Raw genomic sequence first — 23,744 nt, 5'->3', positions numbered from 1 at the left:
AACTATAGTCGATTCTAAATAAAACAGATACATTATATGTCAACGTGGGACTGGGATAAATTTTCCTTGCGTGCTGTGCCTGCGCCGACAGAGGCTGCGTAAAATTTATCCCAGCCCCACTGTATCGTTTTTATACTGAACTCACTATATATACAAAAGCTGTAGTTTTGATATGCGAAACCATGTTTCAATAACCAAACCATTTAAACAAAACCTCGCTTTTTTGTAAACCTTTATGATAGATATAAGAGACACGATGACTATCAATATCAATAACTGCAAATGACCCTATGTGACTCTCTGCCCAAAGATAGCGATGCAAAGTAATGACATTCCTACGTAAAGAGAGTGCTATATTCTCAATAAATACTTATCACAAAACATCAGGGAGCGCCCTATGACCTCAGCAACAAAACAAACCGCTGATATCGCCATCATCGGCGGCAGTGGCCTGTATCAGATGGCAGACTTGACTAATAAACGGCGCGTTAAAGTTGAGACGCCTTTCGGTGAGCCGTCTGATGACATTGTATTGGGCGAGCTGACCGGCACTACCGTCGCCTTTTTGGCCCGTCATGGTCAGGGTCATAAATTCATGCCGTCCGAGGTGCCGTACCGCGCCAATATCTATGCGCTAAAAACGCTAGGCGTGCGTTATATCATCTCGGTATCAGCGGTCGGCTCATTACAAGAAAACCTAAAGCCTTTAGATATGGTCGTCCCTAATCAAATGATTGATATGACCAAGCAGCGTGTTAGTAGCTTCTTTGAGGATGGCGCAGTCGCTCATGTGTCGATGGCTGATCCGCTTTGCCCTGCTATGTCTGAGGTTTTGACGAGATCTTATGATAAAGCCAATATTGCCGATGGGCAGTGCCACTCAAAAGCGACTTACGTTTGTATCGAAGGGCCACAGTTCTCTACTCGTGCAGAGTCGCAGTGGTATCGGCAAATGAACGCTGACATCATCGGCATGACCAATATGCCAGAAGCCAAACTCGCGCGTGAAGCCAGTATTGCCTATGCCACGCTTGCGTTAGTGACCGATTTTGATAGCTGGCACCCTACCGAGGAAGCCGTCAGCGCCGACTATGCCATCCAAAACCTGATGAAAAATGCTGATAATGCCCAGCAAGTGATTAAAGAAGCAGTCGCCCTACTCGCTAGCGAGCAGCCCAAATCTATCGCTCATACAGCTCTAGCGCAAGCATTAGTCACGCCAATAGAAGCGATGAGTGATAAAACCAAGACCAGGATTTCAGCGCTATTACCCAAATAGTATCAATCGTTATTGCATAAAAAACCACCAAAATATTTGATGGCTTTAGCATTTTAAGTCGTTTAAACCTAAGAGTTATTCAGATGGTATCCAGCCAGCCTACGGGCAGATACTGTAAATCCTCAGGCTCATCGATATCAGGCAAAGGCGCTAACAAAGCCAATGACCAGTTTAAATCTTTAATACGCTGCTGAGTAATAGAGGCAACGCTTGCGGTACTCCACTTGATATCTGAAAATAGACTGGCATAAATCTTCTTAAAACCAAACAGTACATAACCGCCATCAAAGGCGGGAATCATTACGCTATCAACTTTATTAGATGAGTTATGTAAGTTATGTGAATTATCTAACTGCTGTGCGGCATTTTGAATCACTGCCGCTGTCAAACTGGGGCAATCGCTCCCTATCAGCAATACCTTTTCAAACTTTTCCAAAGCCTGCGTACTGGCGTTAAGCATACGTAATCCCAGATCGCCATCGGCTTGTGCTGACCAGTGCAATGACTTGGGTAAATCCAGCGTCTGCCAGCATGGATCGCTTGGCGCAGGACTGACGCATAGCTCAACCGTAAACCCTGTTGCTTGCGCCTGACGGGTACTATGCAAAAGCAGTTTACGCGCCATACGAGCGGCCCCTGCCATCCCAAGCACTGGCTGCAAGCGCGTTTTTGCCTTGCCCGCCGCGGGGAATTTGGCAAAGATAATAATACAGGTTGATGAGTTTTGATTCATGATAAGGGTTTGTTTTTATCGGTAATAGCGCTGCCAAATATTGTCAGCAGGTACGCCGCGCCAATAATCAAAGCGCAGCCGCCACATCAGTAATATCGTGCGGCAAGTGCCATGCTGCTGCCAACGCCGTGCTGAGGTGATGACTTGACTGGTTAAACAAGCAGGTTTGCCAATGGTTTTTAAACGTTTACTAATCTCAATATCCTCCATCAACGCTTGATCGGGATAGCCACCAATTTGCTCAAACCAATCTCGTTTGATAAAAATAGCTTGGTCACCCGTGGCAATACCAGTTAGCCGCGAGCGTAAGTTTATCATTTTGCTGACTCGCTTTAGCATCCAATCAGGGCTATTTAGACGTACGTCGAAACGGCCCCATTTTTTATCTTGGGTAGCAGTTTTTATATCCGTAATAGCTTGAGGTGGCAATTTGGTATCTGCATGCAAAAACAGCAGCACATCACCAGTAGCGAGCGCTGCGCCTTTGTTCATTTGCCGTGCACGACCTGCTTGTGACTGAATCACTTGCCAGTCGATGTCTGACTGCTGAATCACTCTCAAATCTGTAATAAGGCTTTGAGTCAATGCCAAAGACTCATCATTTGAGCCACCATCAACCAATATCACTTGCTGCGGAGGTGGGTTTAGCCCGATGATGTGTACAAACAAATGCGGCAGGTTATCTGCCTCGTTGAGTATAGGAATGATGATAGAAATTGTGGGCATGCTTCTGGCTGCTTTTTATTCATAGTTAATTTACTTTAAAACCGATACAGTGCAGCTGGTATGAATTTTGCGCCGCATCTGTCAGCGTAGACACAGCAAGCAAGGAAAATTTGTACCAGTTGCACGTTCATATGAGCGTATCGATTTTATTTCGAACTGACTATAGCGTTCAGTCATGGTTGGTGTGGCTTATCTTAATTTGAAAAACAGTACCTGAAAACGCTAAACCACTTTCGTCTGATCATTTTCTAAAGCGCCGCCGCAGCTACTTCCCTGTCCTGCCGTACAGCCGTAGCAATGATCGGCAATCGCGATGTCATCACCCTCAGGATTTTGCGTCAATAAGTCTTTTAGATGCCGGCGCGATTTATTCGGCACTGGTATCTGCAGCTGCTGATTAAAATCACAATCAAACAATTCGCCCAGCCAATTGACACTGATGGTCGAGCGGCACATGACGTCTTTGAGATTGTGCGCATCGTAGTTGTCTTTGAGCAGCGTCATATAAGGATAGAACTCGTTTTTGGCAAGCAAGACTGCACCAAAGCGCTGAATAGGCATGTTCGTCAGAGCAAATAGCTGATTGAACTCAATATCAAAGTGTGCTTTGAGCTCGCGCTTATAGTCCGCCTCTAGTGTCTGCTGATTGGGCGGTAGGGTCGCGCCTTGCGGGTTATAAACCAAGTTCAAAATCAAACCTGTATTTGCCCTTCCATAGCCCAAAGCGTTGAGCTTATGCAGCCCTAGGATACTGTCATCAAATGCGCCTTTGCCGCGCTGTTTATCGACGTTTTCAAGCGAATAACACGGCAGTGAGGCAACCACTTCCACCTCGTTATCTGCCAAAAACTGCGCCATGTCTTCATAGCCTTCTTTTATCAAGATCGTCAAGTTACAGCGATCAATGACTTTGACGCCAAGCTTACGCGCTTCTTTTACCAAGTATTTAAAATCCTCGTGCATCTCAGGCGCGCCGCCGGTCAAATCAAGTGTATCGATATTTTGCGCTTGCAGCACTTGCGCAATAAGTTCAACCAACTCACGCGTCATCATCTCGGTGCGGTATGGACTGGCTGCGACATGACAATGCACACAAGACATATTACACAGGTAGCCCATATTGACTTGTAGAGTCGTAAGCTTATGTCTGTTGATAGCAGGAAAATCCGTCGCTTCGAGTAGCTCAATAGTAGATTTCATAACGATATGGCATCCAGCCAGGTGTCTTTTTGCGATAAAAAATCGTGCTAAAACTTTGATGTTGCCTTGATGCAGGCTCGGGCATGGTCCACATCATATGCTTATCATTCAGCAAAAAAATAAAGGAGACTTCATAAATCATACCTTATTTTTTCTTCTGTATTATCATTAATATTAAGTATTTAGCTGGTTATTCCATATCAGCATTAATGCATGCTCTAGGCGCTACTGGCTCCCACAGGATAGAAAAGCAACAAATCGCCCAAGGATATTGACCGCATTTGGCATTATAGTTAGATTGGTTCTATCGGCATCTTTTGGCAAAGCGCACAGTACATTTATCATTCATGAGAAAAGACAAGACTAGGGAAAAAAATGAGCACACATCTATTTATAAGACCGGCCTTATTAGGCATTGGCCTACTGAGCATGATCGGCTGTGCAGCAAATCTGACAGCAGACAATCAAGACAGCGCGGTGGCGGTACAAACAGCGACCAGTCAAGCAACCATCTATTACAACGGCAATATTATTACCATGGAGGGCGACAAGCCGCAACTGGCGCAAGCATTGGTCACCCAAAACGGTAAGATTGCTTATGTCGGTAGCTTAACACAAGCGCAAGACAACTATAAAAACGCCGCGACTGTCGATTTGCAACATCAGACGCTGCTGCCAGGATTTATCGATCCGCACAGTCATTTTGGCTTGGTGTCCAACACTATGGGACAGGTGGATCTGAGCGCGCCGCCGATTGGCAAGATAGACAATATCGATAAAATGCTGCAAGCGTTAAAGGCTTATAAAAAAGACAATAATATCGCTGATGGCGAGTGGATATTTGGCTGGGGTTATGATGAGACGCAGCTCACTGAGGATCGCCATCCAACCAAAAAAGAGATTGATAGCGTTTTGCCAAACAACCCAGTGTATTTGCAGCACACCAGCGGTCATATGGGAGTTGCCAACTCCAGTGCGCTGGCTGCTATGGACATCACTGCCGATAGCCAGTCACCTGAAGGCGGTAATATCGCCCGAGTCAAAGGCTCAAACGAGCCAAACGGTCTACTACAAGAAACGGCGATGTATCCGCTTATGTATCAATTGCTCAAGACGCTTGAGCCCAAGCAAGCGCAGTTTTTTGATCAAACCCAAGACTACTACGCCAAGTACGGCGTGACCACGGCGCAAGACGGCTCTACGACCCGTGATGCTATTCAGTTTTTTCAAAAACAAGCCGATAATGGTAAGCTAAAAATCGACTTGGTCTCCTTGGCAGGGGTTAGTGATTTGGACGAAAACTTAGCCGATAAAGACTTTAAATGGCAAACCTATCAAAACGGTTTTAAGGTACAAGGTACCAAAATCATCGCCGATGGCTCCCCGCAAGGCAAGACCGCTTACTTTACTCAGCCCTATCTGACGCCTGTACCAGACTGCGAGAGCGACTGCCGCGGCTTGCCGAGTATCAGCCAAGAGAAGATGAATGAGATGTTTGTCAAAGCCTATAAAAATGACAATCAGTTATTTATTCATAATAATGGCGACGCGGCCACTGATATGATCCTCAAAGCGCACGAATATGCAGTCAAACAAACGGGGCAAGCCACTGATAAAGACCGCCGTATCGTGCCGATTCATACGCAGTTTGCGCGGCCAGACCAGCTAGCGGCGTTTAAAAAGTACAATATGGTGCCGTCATTTTTTACCAATCACGCTTATTTTTGGGGCGATGTCCATATCAAAAACTTGGGCGAAAAACGCGCCAATTCCTTAAGCCCTCTTGCCACAGTTGATAAAATGGGTATCCCTTATACCAATCACTCCGACGACACTGTCACGCCAGTCGATCCGCTGTTTTCTGTTTGGACAGCGGTCAATCGCACTTCACGTACAGGTCAAGTCATCGGTACTGATGAACGCATCACGCCGTACCAAGCTCTCAAGGCCATCACCAGCAACGCGGCGTATCAGTATTTTGAAGAAGACACCAAAGGCACACTGGCTCCTGGTAAACTCGCGGATTTGGTGATTTTAGATAACAACCCGCTGACCATAAAACCAGCCGATATCCGCAATATTAAAGTAGTAAAAACCATCAAAGAAGGCAACACTATTTATCAGCGTCCAGTACAATAGCAGCCAAATGATATGGCCCATGCACGATATCAGGCAGCTTATATCGTGCGATCCGTATTTTACTGAATCATAGGAGTTTTTTATGAGTAGTAGCACCGATAGCAGTCACGAGCATATTTTGTCCTCAGACAATATCCACCATCTACATCATACGTTTTTTGTGCCAAGCGATACGCAAACCCATATCAAGGCCACCCTACTCGTCGTACACGGTATGGCCGAGCATAGTGGCCGCTATGCAGATTTTGCACAGTTTTTGGCCGATCACGGTATCGCCGTCGCCACTTATGACCATTTAGGCCATGGTAAAACCGTCAAAACCCAAGCGGACTTAGGGTTTTTCGCTGACGAGCATCCTATGCAGTCATTGCTAAAAGACGTCATCGTGATGGCAGATCAGTTACAAGCGCGTCATCCGGAGGTGCCACATTTTGTCATGGGCCACTCAATGGGCTCCTTTATCGTCCGCAATGTCCTCAAACATCACGCTCATCGCTTTGCAGGTGCTATCTTGATGGGCAGTGCAGATGCCAACCCCTTGACCAAAGTGCTGGTACCTGCCAATAAACTCTTGGCAAAAGTCGCCCCAAAAACCCCAAATCCTGTATTTGCCACGGTCATGAATAAAGTCCTCAATAGCAAGCTAAAGAACCGCCAATCAGACTCTGAGTTTGCTTGGTTAAATCAAAACCCCGAAGCCATCGCAGACTATGAGGCTGATCCATTGACAGGCTTTGATTTTACCAATAACGGCTTTATGACGCTGTTTTGTTTGATGGAAACGGGGCTGAATAAGCACTGGGCCGCCACCATTACCAAGGACTTCCCGATGCTCTTTATCAGCGGCGAGGACGACCCTATCGGCAATATGGGTCGCGGCATTCGTCGCATCGTCACCCGCTTAAACAAGCAAAACTTTAGCAACGTCGATATCCAGCTTTATCCAAATATGCGTCATGAGCCGCTCCATGAAAAAGACCATCAAACCGTTTATCAAGATATCCTAGAATGGATAGAAGATAATACTGCGGACGTTTGCTAAAAGCGGTCAAATTAGCGACAATACAGCGAACGTGTTTTTTCACCACATTTACGCCCTTATTTTGTTATAAGACTTCTCTTTTATTAATTTTAGGAACCTTTATGTCATTACAACAAACCATCGAACAAGCCTTTGAAAACCGTAACGAATATAGCCCAAGCACCATGCCGCAAGATGTGCGCGATGCCATCGAGCAAGTGCTTGAGCAACTAGATAACGGCAGCCTGCGCGTAGCAGAAAAAAAGGATGGCGAATGGGTCGTCAATCAGTGGGCCAAAAAAGCAGTACTACTGTCATTTCGCCTAAACGACAACTACGTACAAGCCGCTGGCGAACATGTGCAGTTTTATGACAAAGTACCGACCAAATTTGCTGACTGGACCGAAGCGCAGTTTAAAGAAGCTGGCGTACGCGTCGTGCCACCTGCGGTCGCTCGTAAAGGCTCATATGTCGCGGCAGGCGCGGTGCTGATGCCGTCATACGTCAATATCGGCGCTTATGTCGATCAAGGCGCGATGGTTGATACATGGGCGACGGTCGGCTCATGTGCCCAAATCGGCAAAAACGTGCATCTCTCAGGCGGCGTGGGTATCGGCGGCGTGCTTGAGCCACTACAAGCCAACCCGACCATCATTGAAGACAACTGCTTTATCGGTGCACGCTCTGAGATCGTCGAAGGCGTCATCGTCGAAGAAGGCGCGGTCATCTCCATGGGCGTGTATATCGGTCAATCAACGCGCATTTATGATCGCGAAACAGGCGAGATTCATCGCGGCCGCGTACCCGCAGGCTCTGTCGTCGTACCAGGTAGCTTGCCATCAAAAGACGGTAGCCATAGCCTCTATGCCGCCATCATCGTCAAAAAAGTCGATGCACAGACGCGCGCAAAGACAGCGGTCAATGAGCTGCTACGCTTAGATTAATCTGCTCACGTATACGTTGGTTTTTATACCAAACTGTTTTTAGTAAAATAGCTTTATATACAGATGCTGGAGCATGGCTTCAGCATCTTTTTTTATGTTTTAATTTTTTATGTATTAGCCGCAGTGTAATATCATTGGTTACGTTATAATTCACCGTGATTTTTTGCGCTATCCTCGCATAAAGCGGCCGCACCTACGCCCTGACTTTTTGCAAAGGCTTATCGCCGAGCGTTTTATCAACCTATCGCCTTATCAACGCTCACTTGTCGTTGAAACTATATTGTATTTGAAACCATTATGAACCAGTCGCCGTTACGCACCGCCGCCATTCCTGTCACCGACCCGAGCGCAGGTCTGCGTTTGACAGAGATTTTTTACTCGCTACAAGGTGAGGCGCTGACCTCAGGCTTACCGACCATATTTGTCCGCTTAACCGGCTGTCCGCTCAGATGCGTCTACTGCGATACTAAGTATGCCTTTACAGGTGGCGAGCGTCAGTCATTAGATGCCATCATAGCGACGATCAAAACCTATCCGTGCAAGCGGATTTGTCTGACGGGCGGTGAGCCATTGGCGCAGCCCAATGCCATCGAGCTGATGCAATGCCTGCTCAGCGATGGCTATGAGATTTCCCTTGAGACGGCAGGGGCGCTGAGTGTCAAAGACGTACCAGCGGCGGTCAGCAAAGTCATGGATCTCAAAACCCCAAGCTCAGGCGAAGCTGATAAAAACCTTTGGTCAAATCTTGACCACTTAACCCAGCATGATCAGATTAAGTTTGTCATTATGAACCGCACTGACTATGACTGGGCAAAAGCCACACTCATTGAGCATCAGCTGGATAAACGTGTCGGCACGGTTTGGTTTTCGCCGATGTTTACTATTGCAGATGATATCAATGACGCGGTCAGTCCAGAGGTGCCTGTGCTTGCCCGCGAGCTTGCCGAATGGATACTGACCGACGCCCTGCCCGTGCGCTTTCAGCTGCAATTGCACAAAATCATTTGGGCAGATGCCAAAGGTAAATAGTGAAAAGGCAAACAGTAAAAAGGCAAATAACGATAGGACATCGCCTCGGCGTTATCATAAACAGCTAAACAGCTGTATCAAGGACACAAGAAAAACGGCACAAATCGCTCACACGACACGGAAATAAGAATAAGGGCACAAGGATGATCAAGCTAATACTACTGGGCTTAGTGGCGGGCGCGTTTTTTAGCTCGACATTTATTTTAAATGAGATGATGAGCGCGGCAGGCGGCCACTGGTTTTGGTCGGCGAGTCTGCGCTATGTCTTTATGTGGCTGATAATCACCGGCATCATCTTGTTTCAGCAAGGGATGGGGTGCCTCAAAGCTTTGACAGCGGTCTTTTTTCAGCACTGGGTTTTTTGGTGTCTCACAGGCAGTATTGGCTTTGGGCTGTTTTATGCAGGTATCTGCTATGCCGCCGATCATGTGGCAGGCTGGGTGGTAGCGGCGACCTTTATGTTTACCGTCGTGACCAGCTTATTGGTGCTGATGGTCTTTGGCCAGCGTTTTGATAAAAAATTCATCCTTTATGCCCTTTTGGTATTTGTTGGCGTGGTGATGGTCAATGTCAGTGAGGGCTTGCACGCCGCTGCACTTGCCGACACTGATATTGCCCATGCCGTCCCTATGGCACAGATGCTGCTCTATGGCGCACTACCCGCCCTTATTGCCGCCTTTAGCTACCCGATTGGCAATCAGTTGGTCTGGCAAGTCACTCATAACTCCCGCACGCCAGCGTTACCCGCTGACGTGGCAGATCAGTCGCACGCCGTATCTGGCATCGCCGACATCCATGACGAGCCACTAATCTCTGAAGCTTATGATCTGCCGCCTACTTTATATGACACTAATACCACCAGCACCGCTCTAAATGCTCTGCCTGCTGCCGCACCCGCGCCGTCACTACTGCAAACTCTGATCCATCGTATTCCCTCGATTGAGACTACTTTACTACACAATGCCTTTAACAAAGTGTGGCTAATGACTCTGGGGAGTTTGCCATTTTGGCTGCTTTTGGGCATGATAGTGCGACCCGAGCTGCCTAATAGCACACAGGTGTTTAATACATTACTGGTGGCTTTGTTGGCCGGGGTGGCGGCTACTACTATATTTTTGTACGCGCGCGGTCAGGCGGTGACCTCAAGCGAAGTGGCTGGCGTCGATGCCACCCAAGCCAGTGAAGTGATATTTGCCCTTATCGGTGGGATATTATTACTGGGTAGCTCGATACCTTCAGCGATGGGTTTGCTCGGTATTGGTTTGATCATTATCGGGCTGATATTTTTTGCCAAGGATGGCTAAGTCGTACACAGCTGTCTCGTTGATGTTTTTGCTACACGACGAATGCAATAGCCTTTATTGCGCTCAGTCATCTCATTTTGACGGTCACGACTTGGTGCTATAACGATGGTTAATGATTTGATTTTTCCTGATATCTTGTTGTACTTACTGGATATGGTAGGGGTGATAGCCTGCGCGATCGCGGGGACCTTGCTGGCGCAGCACAAAGGCTTTGATATTGCTGGCTGTATTTTGGTATCGCTGGTCAATGCCATCGGCGGTGGTACACTACGTGATATGGCGCTTGATCGTCATCCGCTGTTTTGGATGACGGATCTCAATTATGTGATCGTCATCACGGTGACCTCGCTTATTTTACAGATATTTTTCCACCTTTATCATAAAATTGATAATGCGCTAAAGCTCTTTGATGCTATTGGCTTGGCCGCATTTAGTGTCATTGGTTTTAAGGTGGCGCTCACGCAAGATATGTCACCGATTATTGCGATTATGATGGGGGTTTGGACCGCGATTATCGGTGGGCTATTACGTGATATTATCTGTAATGAGATACCGCTGGTGCTACAGCATGAGATTTATATCACGGCCAGCATCATAGGCTCTACGACCTACCTGCTGCTGCAGTATTTGGGGGTCGATGCTGGCATCAATGAATTTATTATGCTGTTTGTGATTTTTGCTGTGCGGATGTTGGCACTGAGGTTTGACTGGCATCTGCCGTCTATTCGCCTAGTTGATTAAGGGTTGACGATTCATTGGCAGCTAACTAATATCAGATTGATTGTAGATAGCCTTTATCCTCTTCTACCGATTCGACCCGCTGCCCCATCCTCACCTAATGAGACTTGCGCATGTTGACCATCGCATTAGACCCTACTGCTCTGATCACCACGTTTGATCCGCGCTCGCTGATATATTTGTTTGATATGATCGGTATCGTCGCTTGTAGCGTTTCAGGTACGATACTGGCCAAGCACAAAAACTTCGATGTCTTTGGTTGTCTGCTGGTGTCTATTGTCACTGCCATCGGTGGCGGTACGGTACGTGATGTCATTTTAGACCGTCATCCGCTGTTTTGGATGGTCGATATGAGCTACTTGACCGTCATTACTTTGTCTTCACTGGTGATGCAGATATTTTTTCACCCAAACTCCAGACGCGTCGATAGGTTTCTCAAACTCTCAGACACCATTGGCCTATCAGCCTTTACCCTCATCGGCATCAAAGTCGCAGACAGTATGGACGCCAACGTGCCAGTGGCCTTACTCCTAGGGGTAATTACCATTGTGGTCGGCGGTATTATCCGCGATATGATCTGCAATGAGATACCGCTGGTTTTGCAGCAAGAGATTTATATCACCGCGGCGTTGGCAGGCGGCATTCTCTACTTTGCGCTGCACAATCTCGGCGTGACGCCTTGGGTGGCTGACGTCTCAGCGATGAGTACGATTTTTATTTTGCGCATGCTGGCGATACGTTATGATTGGCAGTTTCCGACCATAGAATGGCGATATTAATCACACGGCGCTGGCACGCGGGTCTCAATGCTAAACAGTCAAAGCACTGGCGGTAAAAGCGCTTTACGAGCTACGCCGCTGCTACCACTGCCAAGTCTTTGATCATGAGTTGTAAGCTTTGTTTGCCGTTCCACTCGTTGATGTCCAGCTCAAACAATACATGCACTTGCTGGGCGCGATAATCCCACGCCGCGCTATCAAAGTTAAAATAAATGGCGTCAATCGGATACTGCACGTCGGGATAACGCAGTGATAGCTTCAAGTGCTTGTCTTTTAAAACCTTAAAGCTTAATACCTCAAATACCCCATCAAATATCGGCGGTGCAAAGCCATGACCCCAGATACTGGCATCTGCCAAATGCTCGGCAAACCATAGGCTAAAGTCGCTGGCCTGCAGTGGCCCGTCAGTGAGTTTTTGCTCAGCAAACACCTCGTCATCTATCTCTGCCATGACCTCATTGAATGCCGCCACAAACCCGTCAAAGTGACGACGCTTGATCGTCAAGCCTGCCGCCATCGCATGGCCACCAAAGTGACTGATCAAGTCAGGATAGCGCTCAGCGACCAGCTCAATGGCATCACGAATATGCACGCCTGCAATCGACCGCGCAGAGCCTTTGATCGCATCATCGTCTCCGGTACACGCTTTATCTGCTGGCGCAAAGACAATGCTGGGCAGATAATGCGTTTCTTTTAATCGTCCAGCGACGATACCGATGACGCCTTGGTGCCAATCGTCTTGATACAAAATAATACTGCGCTTATCGGTGCTACTGGCGGTGCCTGCTAGCGTTTGTACGATATTGTCCGCCTGCGCCCGCATCTCGCCTTCTACCTGACGGCGCGTACGGTTTAGCTGTTCTAGCTCTTGCGCCAAACGCTGTGCGGTGTGCCAGTCTTCGGTCAACAAGCACTCAATGCCGATACGCATGTTATCCATACGCCCAGCAGCGTTGATACGAGGGCCTAAGACAAACCCAAAGTCCTGCGCGTGCAGCTGCTTTGGATCACGGCCTGCTTGCTCGAGGAGCGCCAAGATACCCATGCAGCAGCGCCCTTGACGAATGGCAGTTAGCCCGTGATGCACCAAGATACGGTTGTTTTTGTCCAATACGCCAACATCGGCAATCGTGCCGAGCGCCACCAAATCTAAATACTGGCTGACTTGTACAGTGGACTTACCAGCTGTACGGCGTTGTTTTGCCAAGCGGCCCAGCACATAAAACGCCACGCCAACCCCCACCAATGCTTTGCTGGCAAAATGACAGTCGAGCTGATTGGGATTGACCACCGCTTCAGCTGGTGGGGTCGCTTTGGTGGTCAAGTGATGGTCGGTGATAATCACCGTAATGCCGTCGGCCTGCGCACGGGCGACACCTTCATGACTGGAGATGCCATTGTCCACCGTCACGATCATGTCTGGCTGATAAGTCTCAATCCCCAGCTCCACAATCTCAGGCGTTAGCCCATAGCCATATTTAAAGCGATCTGGCACCAAAAAGTCCACCACCGCGCCCATCTTAGTGAGCACACGCATCATCAGCGCCGTGCTAGTCGCGCCGTCGCAGTCAAAGTCGCCGACGATCAAAATCCGCTGACCTTTATCAATAGCAGCATCTAACAGATCCACAGCTTTGGTGACACCATGCAGCTGCTCAGCGGGCAGTAGCCCAGAGAGACTGATCTCCAGCTGCTCAGGATTGGTGATGCCGCGACCAGCGTATAGTCGGGCAAGCGTCGGTGACTGGGCGGCAAGAAGCTGCAAAGCGGCGGGCAACTCGTCGATGCGAGTGCTGGTATAACGGGGGGTTAAATTTAGCATGATGGTATTCTACTGGCTTTCATGCAGGGTCACAATGCCAATTTATAGCGGTCAGGTTTATTCTTTACGATTGCTTTTGACTTCTTAAAACACTTTTTTAAAACACTTTGTCAGCCTTCAGCAGATCATACAGTGCTTACGCTCTATGTTTGCGCACACCTCTGGCTTAGGCTAAATTTACAAAAACGGTGCACAGTGACTGTAATTTTCTGCATTTTGCTACAAAGCGATGATTGTATGCTACCGATAAACCCATAAAATGGATGTCAATCAATATATTTTCACCGTGAGTGATATAAAAACCCTATTATTCATTATCTAAAAAAACGTACAAGGACCTTTTATGAAAACCACACCAGTCGCTGAAAAACTCCCTAATACCATCGACCCCAATCTTGATCTTGATAAAGTCAAACAAGAATGTCTGGGTTTAGTCAAAAAACGTGCCAGAGTCTCAGCTGGTGTCGCCATCGTACCTGTGCCGTTTTTTGATGTGGCAGTCGATGCAGGCATGTTGACCCAGCTCATCCCTGAGATCAGTGAGCGCTTTGGCTTGATCGAAGACCGTAAATCAGCGATTGACTTGGAGTCACGCGAAGTGCACTGGAGCGCGATTAGAGACCGTACGGTTGACTTTGCAGGTTTGATGGCGACGCGTGGTCTCGTCAAAAAAACCATTCAAGGTTTTGGTGGTCGTATCGCCGCCAAGCAAGTGACCAAATTTATCCCATTGGGTGGGCAATTGGTGGCTGCAACGATGGGCTATACCATTTTTAAGAAAATCGCCACCGACCATATCAACGACTGCTATAAGTTGGCCAAAGACATTCAGCAAAAGCAGCACGGTAAAAACGTCTAATATCGGCATTACTAAATAAAAGAACTAAATAAAAAAGATACGCTGCATCAGTTCGCTAGACTGGGATCTACTTATTTCAGTCTCGCTTTGATGCTCTGCGCGATCCTAAAACGCCAGCGAAGACCAAAATAAATGGCCTTTGCTGGTTTTTTTATGTGCTTTTTTAGGACTATCGTGGCACCATGTTTATCTTTATAACCATTACCTTTACAACCATTATTTTTATAACCATACCAAGGAGTATTCTGTGAAAAAACACGGGCTTACAAAAAAAACACTGGCATCTACTGCCTTACTGACTGCGCTTGCCTTGAGCGGCTGCACCACCACAGGCGGCGTCAATAATGACGCTGGCACAGCCATTGGTACCACCAATGAAATCGGTATGAATGTGTTTCGCGCAGCCATTGACAACCAATGCCGCAGCCAAATCGAAAAACAAAATGCGTGGCGTATTGCCAGCGTTGCCATGACCGAGACGCAGCAAGAAACCATAAAAAGCAATGTCTGTGGCTGCGTCAGTGAGCAAGCTCCGCAGCAAGTCAGCCTCGTTGAGCTGGGCAACGCGGCCATCGATCCCAGCTATCGCACGCAGCTGGTTACTCGAGTCGTCGCAAAATCACTGCAGAGCTGCTATGCAAGTTTTATGAAATAACCAGACTATCACGGAATGCGATTTACTCAAGTACTCAAGCATACCTCCCGTTAGTCAAAATCCTTTATCATTAATCAAAATCCTCTATCAGTAGATATAACGCTAATAGGCAGGTTTACGATTGCGTCGCGCTGTCTATTACGATAGATTATCAGTCAATGGATTTTACTTTTGTATCAGATCAAGGATGAATGATGAAAAGACGTGATTTTATTAAGCTTGGTAGCCAAGCGACTGTGGCGGGGACCCTATTGACGCAGCTGAGCGCCTGCTCATCAGACGATGACGAGCGCCCCGTGGTGGCACTAGACGACGTCGATGACTTGGGTTATCAAGGTGCCCAGCCCTTTGTACATGGCATCGCAAGTGGCGACCCACTACAAGATAGGGTGATACTGTGGACCCGTATCACCAATGACGGCAGTATTGATGCCACCAGCATCCCTGTCGGCTATAAGGTCGCCACAGACCCTGATCTGACCAATATCGTCGCCCAAGGCCGCGCCATTGCCACCGCCGCCTCTGACTTTACTATCAAAGTCGATCCCACCTCCCTTCAGCCTGATACCACGTATTATTATGCTTTTGAAGCCTTGGGCTATATTTCGCCTACTGGCCGTACCCGTACCATTCCGCCGTCTGATATGGCAGCGAGCGAGATAGAGCGTGTGCGCTTGGCAGTGGTGTCCTGCTCCAACTATGGCTTTGGGTACTTTAATGGCTATGCCCATATCGCCAAACAAGCCGATATCGCCGCCGTGGTGCATTTGGGAGATTATATCTATGAATACAAGGAAGGGTTTTATCGCGATCAGTCACTGATAGAAGAGCGTCCGTTGTTTCCCAAAAACGAGATCATCAGCCTAGACGACTATCGCCAACGCTATGCGTGTTATCGCACGGATATCGACCTACAAGAATGCCATCGCCAGCATCCTTTTATCGCGGTTTGGGACGACCATGAAATCGCTGATAACTCATGGAAAGGGGGTGCGCGCTTTCATAACGACAGCAAAGGCAGCTATTTAGAGCGCAAAATGGCGGCTGTCCGTGCGTATCATGAGTGGATGCCCATTCGGGACGACAAGAGCAATGCGCTTGACAGCCAGCTACGTATTTATCGGCGTTTTGAGTTTGGTAAATTGTTTGATTTAAACATGCTCGACACGCGCATCTTTGGCCGCGAAAAGCTCGATGCAGCCGCCAGTCAGGAGCCAGAACGCCAGCTATTGGGGCTTGAGCAAGAAAACTGGCTCTATCTGAATATGTCTGAGAGCAAACGCCACGGCGCCACATGGCAAATATTGGGTCAGCAAGTAATCTTGTCACCTTTTAAAGGCGCTTTTGCCAGCAGCTCAGGCGACATCTGGAACGGCTATGCCAGTGCGCGCGATCGCCTATTAGACTATATTGACAATAACGACATCAAAAACACCGTCGTGTTGACGGGGGACTATCATGCCTCTTTTGCCTTTGATGTCGCCAAAAATCCTTTTGATAGTGACAGCTATAATCCAGCAACTGGTGCAGGCGCGCTGGCGGTTGAGTTTGTTTGCCCTGCCCTCACCTCACTTGCCTTTACTGAGCCAAATACAGGGCCCGACGTCAACCCGCACCAAAAGTTTAACAACCAAACCGACCACGGCTATATGCTACTAGACATCACCGAGCAGGCGTTTCAGTGTGAGTGGTACTATACCGATACGCTCACCGTCCGTGATAGTAGCACCCAGTTTGCCAAAGGATTGGCCACACAATCACGCGCCCATCATTTAGTTGATGCAGCCCAGTCTCGCCCTATCAGCAATGTGGCTGCCCTAGCCGCGGCGGACAAGGCCGTATCCGTCAAAAAGACGACAACAAACCCAGCGGCGATGAGCGAGGCATAAATCTTTAGCGCCCACTGAACTATTGAACGACAGTGAGTTTTACGCAGCATCGAGCGGTGCAGACACAGTACACCAAAAAGATTTATACCAGTGCCGCCTTGATATAAACAGCAAAAGGGTGCGTTAGCTGACGCACCCTTTTACTATTTGTGGTTTTTAAGCATATTTAGCAATTCTATACTTATAGCGACTTTCAACTTATCTGCTGCATTCACTGTTCACTGATGACTACTTATCAGTCGCCGCAGAGCTGCTAGGTAAAGCCGCCGTCGTTGGCAATACTTTACTGCGGCGAAAATACTTGGACGAGCTATCGATGATTTTATCGACTTCTTTGATCAAATCATGAATCACATCATCATAAACACCGTGATGTAACTCGGTCTCAAATGCGGTAAAGGGATGCTTGCGCGCCGCTGAGCTGACCTCTGTCACGCCCTGCTTACTATAAAAAATATCGACGCGGCCATCACTGTTTAGCACGCAATTTAACTGACCGCCTTCGAGCATCATTTCGACGCGCTCGGGCATAAAAATATAATCATCCACATCAATAAGCTTTTTTTCTACTTCTCGCTTAAAAAACGACTTGATATCAAACATACATCCATCCTTTATTTTTAATAGTTTTAACCGGTGCGTGTCCTTATTTTAAAAATACTGATATTGCCAATACTACTGGCATCAGTGTTATAGGATTCAACCATACAGTCGCACGCCTGCCCCTGCCGTTATACTTATCTTTATGACGAGCGCTCAATATTGGTTTTACTGGTTTTTATTCATCGGGTGGCTAGAGCGTGCTTGATTTCTTTATCCTATAAGAGGCACGGCTGTTTTTTAAGGCGGGATATGTAAAACTGCGTTTGATGTTGGTAAAAGTGGATGGCTTGTTTAGAGGCTTATCACACCCAGCCTTTTTTGCGAAACGACTTTAGCACTTTGATAAATACTGCCATCTCATCAGGCGTGCCCAACGTTACGCGGTTGAACCCCGTGACAGGTGGAAAATCGCGACCGACCTTGATGCCACTGTCTCGCATTCTAGCGATGTAGGTTTTTAAATCACCTTTGATTTCATGAAAAATGAAATTGGTTTGGGATGGTAAGTAGCGAAGTTCAAGCTCGTCCAATACTGTTTCAATCATCTGGCGCGACTGATTGGTCGTGCGCAAACTTAACTCTAAAAACTCTGCATCATTTAATGTCGCAATGGCGGCGACCGCACCTGATAAGTTGGTGTTATCCATAGACATAAATGCTTCGACAGCTTCAATAGCTTGCGGGTTAGAAATCGCATAGCCCACTCGCATACCAGCCAAGGCACATAACTTTGAGAAAGTATGAATCACAATAAGATTGTCTGATAATCCTTGTTTTACCCACTCAACTCCACTCTCAAAGCTTGGGTCATTCACGTATTCTAAGTAGGCTTGATCTAATAAAAAGTAGTGGTTGTCTGGTGCGTTACCTATCCATGTTTTAAGCTGGTTCGTTGATGTAATGGTTCCGGTTGGATTATTAGGATTACAAACATATAACAAGCTAATACCGCTAAACTCGTCGGCCGCTTTTTTTAGTCTTTGAAGATCTAAATCATAGTTTTCGGCAGTTAATGGTATCTTGACTACAGACGCCCCGATAGAGTTTGCATACATTTCTGCACAATCAAACGTTGGCACAGGGATTACCATCTGAAACTCTTGGCCCTCCGTAAATGCTTTATGTTGCAGCATCTGAATGGTAGCTCGCATATTTTCAGTCGAGCCATTGCCTAATGAGATTTGGTTTTCTGCCACGCCGTGAATGCTGGCAACTTTACTCACGAGTGCAGCACGTGCATTATCTGGATAACGAAAACCTTCACTTAAAGACTCTGTAACGGCTTTTTTGGCAGAATCCGCCATGCCCAGCGAGTTTTCGTTCGCATTTAACTCTATCATTTTATTATTTTGCATGATGGACGATACACCTAACTGTCAGTGGAGAGTATGAGTAAGAATAAGATCAAATTTAATCATTGATCTCATATTAAGTGGCATTTGGTATGATTACAAGTTTTCCAAAACCAAAATATAAGTTATTAATTGCATTCGGCAAAAAGCCATATGATTTCAAGTGTTTAGCAGATCATAAAAAAGGTGAGCTACAAATATGCAACTCACCTTTTAAAACTTAAATACTAAGGGATGTTAATGACAATACAAATAATTTATTAGAGCAAATGCGCTTTTAGCTCTAAGACTTTGTCACGCGTTTTTGCGGCTTCCTCAAACTTGAGATCGCGAGACAGCTGCTGCATCTGCTTCTCTAAACGTTTGATTTCTTTGGCGAGCAAATCAGGGCTACGCAAGATACTGATATCAACATCAGGCAGGTTGCTCTTGACTGGGATCACTTGATTGTCATTGGCATCCACACTCTCACCGGTATCAATCTTATCGGTGATGCTACGGCGCGCACCTTTTGGCGTGATATTATGCTCGATGTTAAAGGCAATCTGCTTTTCGCGGCGACGATCGGTCTCCTCTATCGCCTTTTCCATACTCGGCGTCATACGATCGGCATAAAGAATCGCTTTACCATTTAAGTGGCGCGCGGCGCGGCCGATGGTCTGAATTAAAGATCTCTCAGAGCGCAAAAACCCTTCTTTGTCGGCATCAAATATCGCCACCAATGACACCTCAGGCATATCCAGTCCTTCACGCAAGAGGTTAATACCGACCAGCACATCGTGCACACCCGTACGCAGCTCATGGATAATCTGCATGCGCTCCACCGTATCGATGTCTGAGTGCAGATAGGCGACCTTGACATCGTACTCTTGAAGATAGCTGGTCAAGTCCTCCGCCATGCGTTTGGTCAAGGTGGTAATCAGCACACGCTCATCAAGCTCACGGCGTTTGGTAATCTCTGAGAGCACATCATCGACTTGGGTCAATACAGGGCGTATCTCAATCTCAGGGTCAATCAGCCCCGTCGGACGTACCACTTGCTCGACGACCTGCTCACTACGCTCAAGCTCATATTGTGCTGGCGTAGCGCTGACATAAATAGTTTTGGGCTTGATACGCTCCCACTCTTCAAACTTCATCGGCCGGTTATTCATCGCGCTTGGCAGGCGAAAACCATAGTTCACCAAGTTTTCTTTGCGTGATCTATCGCCTTTATACATCGCTCCAATCTGCGAGACCGTCACATGCGACTCATCGATAAACAGCAGCGCATCCTCTGGCACATAATCAAACAACGTCGGCGGCGCCTCTCCCCATGGCCGACCAGAGAGATGCTGTGAGTAGTTTTCGATACCATTACAGTAACCGAGCTGCTGAATCATTTCTAGATCGTACTGGGTACGCTCTTTGAGGCGCTGCGCTTCGACCAGCTTATTGTTGTCACGAAAATACTCAAGACGCGGCTCAAGCTCAGCACGAATGGTCTCGCTGGCGGCCTCAAGGCGATTACGCGGTGTCACATAATGCGACTTTGGATAAATAGTAATACGCGGCACGCTGCGCACGGTTTTGCCTGTCAAGGGATCAAACCATGTGATTTTTTCTACCTCATCATCAAACAGATGAATACGTACCGCGAGCTGCTCAGATTCTGCAGGGTAGATATCCAAAAGCTCACCGCGCAGACGGTAAGTACCACGGCCAAAATCCAGCTCGTTGCGGGTATATTGCATCTCGACCAGACGTTTGATAGTCGCGGTACGATCGATCTTGTCACCGACGACGACGTGCAAGAGCATTTTAAGATAACTCTCAGGATCACCCAGACCGTAGATACAAGAGACGGATGCGACAATGATGGCATCGCGGCGCTCAAGCAGGGCGCGCGTCGCAGATAGACGCATCTGGTCGATATGATCATTGATGGCGCTGTCTTTTTCGATAAAGGTATCACTGGCCGCCACATACGCCTCGGGCTGATAATAGTCATAATAACTGACAAAATACTCAACGGCGTTATTGGGGAAAAACGACTTAAACTCACCATATAGCTGGGCGGCAAGGGTTTTGTTGTGCGCCATGATAATGGTCGGGCGCTGAGTTTCGGAGATGACCTTGGCCATGGTATAAGTCTTACCAGAGCCCGTTACGCCAAGAAGTAACTGCTCATCCATTCCTTTATTGACACCATTGACCAATTTCTCAATCGCTTGCGGCTGATCGCCTGCTGGCTCAAAGTCGGTCACCATCTCAAAGGCGCGGCTTGATATCTGCGTCCCTGACGCATTGACACCACTGATTTCAGCTTCGCCTTGTAGCTGAGTGGCCAATTGATTTAACTGACGCGACGAGCGCGGTTCGGGCATTCGCATATTGGTTTTCTTCTTCTCAAGGTTTATAACAATATGGGGCCCCATCCGCCGTTTTTAAAGGTTAACCAATCGCTGCCCATTAGAGCTTTTTGTGTCCAAAAGACTCTTTTTTAAGTCAAATTATGATGCGGTGGCGATATATTTTACTGCCATGACCTCGGTGTCAGTCACCCTTGTTGAATAGAGTTGAATATAAAAATTCACAGAACGCCTGCAAACTTTACAAAGGCTTTCATGATTAACAGACCCATTACATGACCCCTTCATAAAGCCTATGCTTAACGGTTCCAACTGCGTGACAAACTGCTATCATTTATAACGAGTCATTCAGCAAGACCACGGATACATCAATAACAACAAGTTCAGTATTCTATTTAAGACCGTCTTAAACCAATGATTTTTTATTTACAATGATAATAATGGAGCAAAATATGAGAGAACGTTATGCAAGTGGTATCAATGATGAGACTGCCAAAAAAATGGTGGATTTGCTAAACGCCAATTTGGCCAACCTGATCGATCTAAGCATGGACAGCAAGCAGTGCCACTGGAATCTTCAGGGCACAGGTTTTATCGGTGTGCATCAGTTATTAGATGAGACCTATGAGCGCCTAACAGAAGCTTATGATACGGTAGCTGAGCGCATCGTAATATTGGGTGGTAAAGCCAACGGCATCTCAAAACGGGTGGTTGAGGACTCGATTTTAGAGACGTATCCCACCGATATCACGGAGGTCGATGAACATGTGCGCGAGCTGACCAAACGCTACAAAACCATCGCCGCCTCACTGCGCGAAGCAATCGATACCGCGGGTGATGCAGGCGATGAAGACACGACAGATCTATTGACAGAGGTGAGCCGTATCGTCGACAAAGACGCATGGTTTATCGGTGCCAATGCCCCAAAGAAGTAATACGGGCTTGATCTATAGCGGTCAAATCAATTTATAATTATAATTAATGAGAAATAATCATAGAAAAGCCACCAATAAAGGTGGCTTTTTTGTGGGTACGACTTTTGTGGTGATAAATATGCGATGTTTATTACTAAGGTCAACCTAACCACGCTTTGTCATTTATGCGCTGGTTGAGATACTGGCTGATGTCATAAAACATGCTATGAAAGATGCGCTTTACCTGCATCGCTAGGGGGTGTCAGTACGGCTGCATTTGGCACAGATAACGTGAGAATCGCTTCTTGAAACAGGGGATTGTCTCGAAACTGGTTTTCGATATCTTCAAATTTTTGCGCGATTTTTTCTTCTTTTTGGTTGCCTGCGATATCGACTGCAGCGACCATAAATATCTTTTTGGGACCGACCCATTCTAAATGCAGGTACGACACGCTATCGATATCAGGGTGGTTGAGCAGTTCACTGAGCGCATAATCGTGCATGCTATCAGACACTTTATAACCAACCAAAAAGTCGCGGTTACGACTGATCAAAAATATCGCCACAGCGCCCAATAACACGCCCACGATGATGGAGCCAAGCGCATCCCAAAACGGCTGGCCTGTATAAGCATGCATCCCCATCGCTGCCGCTGCGATTACCAAACCGACAACCGCTGCCAAGTCCTCGAAAAACACCCCGCGCAGTGTTGGATTGGAGGTGTCGACCACATAACCAATTGCACTGACATTGATGGCTTTGCCGTGTTTTTTGCTTTGCAGATAAGCCTGCACCAACGAAAAACCCTCGAGGACAAAGGCGATGGCCAAGATAACAAAGCCGATGGTATAGTTGGTCTCGCTCTCAGCGGCATTCCATTCGGTGATACCGGTGTAGATAGAGACGATAGAGCCTGCCATAAACACGCCAAAAGCCGCAATCATCGACCAGACATAGGACTCTTTACCATAGCCGAGCGGATGGCTTCTATCGGCAGGTTTGATGGACTTCTTTTCTGCGACTATCAGCAGCGCCCCATTGCCAGCATCCGCCCAAGAGTGCGCAGACTCAGCAATCATAGAGGCAGAGCCAGTCATAAAGGCCGCGACCGTCTTTGCAATGGCGATAATCAGATTTGCCCCAACAGCGATCAAGACCGTAATCAATGAACCCGCAGGCTTTTTATCTGCCGGCTTAGCATGGCGATGTGTCTGGTCGTCAGACTGGTTTTTGACAGTGCCTGTGCCGCGAGTACGGCCTCTCGGTGCTAACGCGTCATTCGATGTGGTGTCTTTTGGCTTGATGGTCATGTTAGCCTCGTTATCGCTGACTCATATAAACAGGTTATATAGGGCAGTAATACAAAGATAGTGAGATAAAAAGAAAACAGTCGCCTGCCGTGCAGAT

The 23,744-nt window shown here is 47.3% G+C and carries 20 protein-coding genes; 12 read left to right on the top strand and 8 right to left on the bottom strand.

Going from position 1 to position 23,744, the window contains the following annotated elements; genetic code table 11:
• The first annotated feature begins 397 nt into the window (after positions 1-397).
• Positions 398-1,279, top strand: a complete 882-nt coding sequence (gene mtnP / locus CAP50_RS04740) for an S-methyl-5'-thioadenosine phosphorylase (RefSeq protein ID WP_100749207.1) — start codon at positions 398-400, stop codon at positions 1,277-1,279.
• A gap of 79 nt (positions 1,280-1,358) precedes the next feature.
• Here mtnP and CAP50_RS04735 read toward each other — a convergent pair whose 3' ends face one another.
• The 3 genes from CAP50_RS04735 to arsS form a co-directional block, all read right to left on the bottom strand.
• Positions 1,359-2,012: a TIGR04282 family arsenosugar biosynthesis glycosyltransferase gene (locus tag CAP50_RS04735; protein ID WP_100749206.1), complete on the bottom strand. Its 654-nt coding sequence runs from the start codon at positions 2,010-2,012 to the stop codon at positions 1,359-1,361.
• A 15-nt stretch (positions 2,013-2,027) separates the two neighbouring features.
• Complete coding sequence (locus CAP50_RS04730; protein ID WP_100749205.1) at positions 2,028-2,738, bottom strand: TIGR04283 family arsenosugar biosynthesis glycosyltransferase; 711 nt, start codon at positions 2,736-2,738, stop codon at positions 2,028-2,030.
• Between the two features lie 222 nt (positions 2,739-2,960).
• Positions 2,961-3,938 (bottom strand): arsenosugar biosynthesis radical SAM (seleno)protein ArsS, encoded by a 978-nt coding sequence (gene arsS, locus CAP50_RS04725; RefSeq protein ID WP_100749204.1) that lies wholly within the window; start codon positions 3,936-3,938, stop codon positions 2,961-2,963.
• A gap of 375 nt (positions 3,939-4,313) precedes the next feature.
• Between arsS and CAP50_RS04720 the strand changes: the two genes are divergently transcribed.
• The 7 genes from CAP50_RS04720 to CAP50_RS04690 all read left to right on the top strand — a co-directional run bounded on the left by CAP50_RS04720 (position 4,314) and on the right by CAP50_RS04690 (position 11,892).
• Positions 4,314-6,077, top strand: coding sequence for an amidohydrolase (locus CAP50_RS04720; protein ID WP_241900647.1), 1,764 nt, complete (start codon positions 4,314-4,316; stop codon positions 6,075-6,077).
• An 82-nt stretch (positions 6,078-6,159) separates the two neighbouring features.
• Positions 6,160-7,119 (top strand): alpha/beta fold hydrolase, encoded by a 960-nt coding sequence (locus tag CAP50_RS04715; RefSeq protein WP_100749203.1) that lies wholly within the window; start codon positions 6,160-6,162, stop codon positions 7,117-7,119.
• A 101-nt stretch (positions 7,120-7,220) separates the two neighbouring features.
• Positions 7,221-8,042 (top strand): 2,3,4,5-tetrahydropyridine-2,6-dicarboxylate N-succinyltransferase, encoded by an 822-nt coding sequence (gene dapD, locus CAP50_RS04710; protein WP_100749202.1) that lies wholly within the window; start codon positions 7,221-7,223, stop codon positions 8,040-8,042.
• A 297-nt stretch (positions 8,043-8,339) separates the two neighbouring features.
• A complete protein-coding gene (queE, locus tag CAP50_RS04705; protein ID WP_075101048.1) occupies positions 8,340-9,071 on the top strand; it encodes a 7-carboxy-7-deazaguanine synthase QueE in 732 nt (243 codons plus the stop codon).
• Between the two features lie 143 nt (positions 9,072-9,214).
• Positions 9,215-10,375, top strand: coding sequence for a multidrug resistance efflux transporter family protein (locus CAP50_RS04700; RefSeq protein WP_100749201.1), 1,161 nt, complete (start codon positions 9,215-9,217; stop codon positions 10,373-10,375).
• Positions 10,376-10,480: 105 nt separating this feature from the next.
• Positions 10,481-11,116, top strand: coding sequence for a trimeric intracellular cation channel family protein (locus CAP50_RS04695; protein ID WP_100749200.1), 636 nt, complete (start codon positions 10,481-10,483; stop codon positions 11,114-11,116).
• A gap of 110 nt (positions 11,117-11,226) precedes the next feature.
• On the top strand, positions 11,227-11,892 hold the full coding sequence (locus CAP50_RS04690) for a trimeric intracellular cation channel family protein (RefSeq protein WP_100749199.1): 666 nt from the start codon (positions 11,227-11,229) through the stop codon (positions 11,890-11,892).
• Positions 11,893-11,962: 70 nt separating this feature from the next.
• Here the strand turns inward: CAP50_RS04690 and recJ are convergent, their stop codons facing one another.
• Entirely contained in the window at positions 11,963-13,714 is a 1,752-nt protein-coding gene (recJ, locus tag CAP50_RS04685) for a single-stranded-DNA-specific exonuclease RecJ (protein ID WP_100749198.1), read from the bottom strand.
• Positions 13,715-14,057: 343 nt separating this feature from the next.
• Between recJ and CAP50_RS04680 the strand changes: the two genes are divergently transcribed.
• The 3 genes from CAP50_RS04680 (at position 14,058) to CAP50_RS04670 (ending at position 17,117) form a co-directional block, all read left to right on the top strand.
• Positions 14,058-14,573 carry a hypothetical protein gene (locus CAP50_RS04680; RefSeq protein WP_075101043.1) on the top strand — a complete coding sequence of 172 codons (516 nt, stop codon included), beginning with the start codon at positions 14,058-14,060 and terminating at the stop codon, positions 14,571-14,573.
• Positions 14,574-14,820: 247 nt separating this feature from the next.
• On the top strand, positions 14,821-15,228 hold the full coding sequence (locus tag CAP50_RS04675; protein WP_100749197.1) for a hypothetical protein: 408 nt from the start codon (positions 14,821-14,823) through the stop codon (positions 15,226-15,228).
• 194 nt (positions 15,229-15,422) lie between these two features.
• Positions 15,423-17,117: an alkaline phosphatase D family protein gene (locus CAP50_RS04670; RefSeq protein ID WP_172953060.1), complete on the top strand. Its 1,695-nt coding sequence runs from the start codon at positions 15,423-15,425 to the stop codon at positions 17,115-17,117.
• 228 nt (positions 17,118-17,345) lie between these two features.
• Here the strand turns inward: CAP50_RS04670 and CAP50_RS04665 are convergent, their stop codons facing one another.
• The 3 genes from CAP50_RS04665 to uvrB form a co-directional block, all read right to left on the bottom strand.
• Positions 17,346-17,720: a hypothetical protein gene (locus CAP50_RS04665; protein ID WP_100749195.1), complete on the bottom strand. Its 375-nt coding sequence runs from the start codon at positions 17,718-17,720 to the stop codon at positions 17,346-17,348.
• A gap of 302 nt (positions 17,721-18,022) precedes the next feature.
• Complete coding sequence (locus tag CAP50_RS04660) at positions 18,023-19,075, bottom strand: pyridoxal phosphate-dependent aminotransferase (protein ID WP_100749194.1); 1,053 nt, start codon at positions 19,073-19,075, stop codon at positions 18,023-18,025.
• Positions 19,076-19,332: 257 nt separating this feature from the next.
• Entirely contained in the window at positions 19,333-21,444 is a 2,112-nt protein-coding gene (uvrB, locus tag CAP50_RS04655) for an excinuclease ABC subunit UvrB (protein WP_075101557.1), read from the bottom strand.
• Positions 21,445-21,875: 431 nt separating this feature from the next.
• Here uvrB and dps point away from each other — a divergent pair, with 431 nt between their 5' ends.
• Complete coding sequence (gene dps / locus CAP50_RS04650) at positions 21,876-22,358, top strand: DNA starvation/stationary phase protection protein Dps (protein ID WP_100749361.1); 483 nt, start codon at positions 21,876-21,878, stop codon at positions 22,356-22,358.
• A gap of 203 nt (positions 22,359-22,561) precedes the next feature.
• Here the strand turns inward: dps and CAP50_RS04645 are convergent, their stop codons facing one another.
• Positions 22,562-23,647, bottom strand: coding sequence for a cation diffusion facilitator family transporter (locus CAP50_RS04645; protein ID WP_241900646.1), 1,086 nt, complete (start codon positions 23,645-23,647; stop codon positions 22,562-22,564).
• Between the last annotated feature and the right edge of the window lie 97 nt (positions 23,648-23,744).

The sequence above is a fragment of the Psychrobacter sp. L7 genome (assembly GCF_002810365.1).
Classification (GTDB): Bacteria; Pseudomonadota; Gammaproteobacteria; order Pseudomonadales; family Moraxellaceae; genus Psychrobacter; species Psychrobacter celer.
Note: the sequence above shows the minus strand (reverse complement) of the source record. Positions and strands in the feature narration are given on the sequence as shown.

What these genes read in the sequence shown, in the direction of transcription:
- mtnP (WP_100749207.1), top strand. Translation starts at nt 398, where the DNA reads ATGACCTCAGCAACAAAACAAACCGCTGATATCGCCATCATCGGCGGC.
- CAP50_RS04735 (WP_100749206.1), bottom strand. Translation starts at nt 2,012, where the DNA reads ATGAATCAAAACTCATCAACCTGTATTATTATCTTTGCCAAATTCCCC.
- CAP50_RS04730 (WP_100749205.1), bottom strand. Translation starts at nt 2,738, where the DNA reads ATGCCCACAATTTCTATCATCATTCCTATACTCAACGAGGCAGATAAC.
- arsS (WP_100749204.1), bottom strand. Translation starts at nt 3,938, where the DNA reads ATGAAATCTACTATTGAGCTACTCGAAGCGACGGATTTTCCTGCTATC.
- CAP50_RS04720 (WP_241900647.1), top strand. Translation starts at nt 4,314, where the DNA reads ATGAGCACACATCTATTTATAAGACCGGCCTTATTAGGCATTGGCCTA.
- CAP50_RS04715 (WP_100749203.1), top strand. Translation starts at nt 6,160, where the DNA reads ATGAGTAGTAGCACCGATAGCAGTCACGAGCATATTTTGTCCTCAGAC.
- dapD (WP_100749202.1), top strand. Translation starts at nt 7,221, where the DNA reads ATGTCATTACAACAAACCATCGAACAAGCCTTTGAAAACCGTAACGAA.
- queE (WP_075101048.1), top strand. Translation starts at nt 8,340, where the DNA reads ATGAACCAGTCGCCGTTACGCACCGCCGCCATTCCTGTCACCGACCCG.
- CAP50_RS04700 (WP_100749201.1), top strand. Translation starts at nt 9,215, where the DNA reads ATGATCAAGCTAATACTACTGGGCTTAGTGGCGGGCGCGTTTTTTAGC.
- CAP50_RS04695 (WP_100749200.1), top strand. Translation starts at nt 10,481, where the DNA reads ATGGTTAATGATTTGATTTTTCCTGATATCTTGTTGTACTTACTGGAT.
- CAP50_RS04690 (WP_100749199.1), top strand. Translation starts at nt 11,227, where the DNA reads ATGTTGACCATCGCATTAGACCCTACTGCTCTGATCACCACGTTTGAT.
- recJ (WP_100749198.1), bottom strand. Translation starts at nt 13,714, where the DNA reads ATGCTAAATTTAACCCCCCGTTATACCAGCACTCGCATCGACGAGTTG.
- CAP50_RS04680 (WP_075101043.1), top strand. Translation starts at nt 14,058, where the DNA reads ATGAAAACCACACCAGTCGCTGAAAAACTCCCTAATACCATCGACCCC.
- CAP50_RS04670 (WP_172953060.1), top strand. Translation starts at nt 15,423, where the DNA reads ATGAAAAGACGTGATTTTATTAAGCTTGGTAGCCAAGCGACTGTGGCG.
- CAP50_RS04665 (WP_100749195.1), bottom strand. Translation starts at nt 17,720, where the DNA reads ATGTTTGATATCAAGTCGTTTTTTAAGCGAGAAGTAGAAAAAAAGCTT.
- CAP50_RS04660 (WP_100749194.1), bottom strand. Translation starts at nt 19,075, where the DNA reads ATGCAAAATAATAAAATGATAGAGTTAAATGCGAACGAAAACTCGCTG.
- uvrB (WP_075101557.1), bottom strand. Translation starts at nt 21,444, where the DNA reads ATGCGAATGCCCGAACCGCGCTCGTCGCGTCAGTTAAATCAATTGGCC.
- dps (WP_100749361.1), top strand. Translation starts at nt 21,876, where the DNA reads ATGAGAGAACGTTATGCAAGTGGTATCAATGATGAGACTGCCAAAAAA.
- CAP50_RS04645 (WP_241900646.1), bottom strand. Translation starts at nt 23,647, where the DNA reads ATGACCATCAAGCCAAAAGACACCACATCGAATGACGCGTTAGCACCG.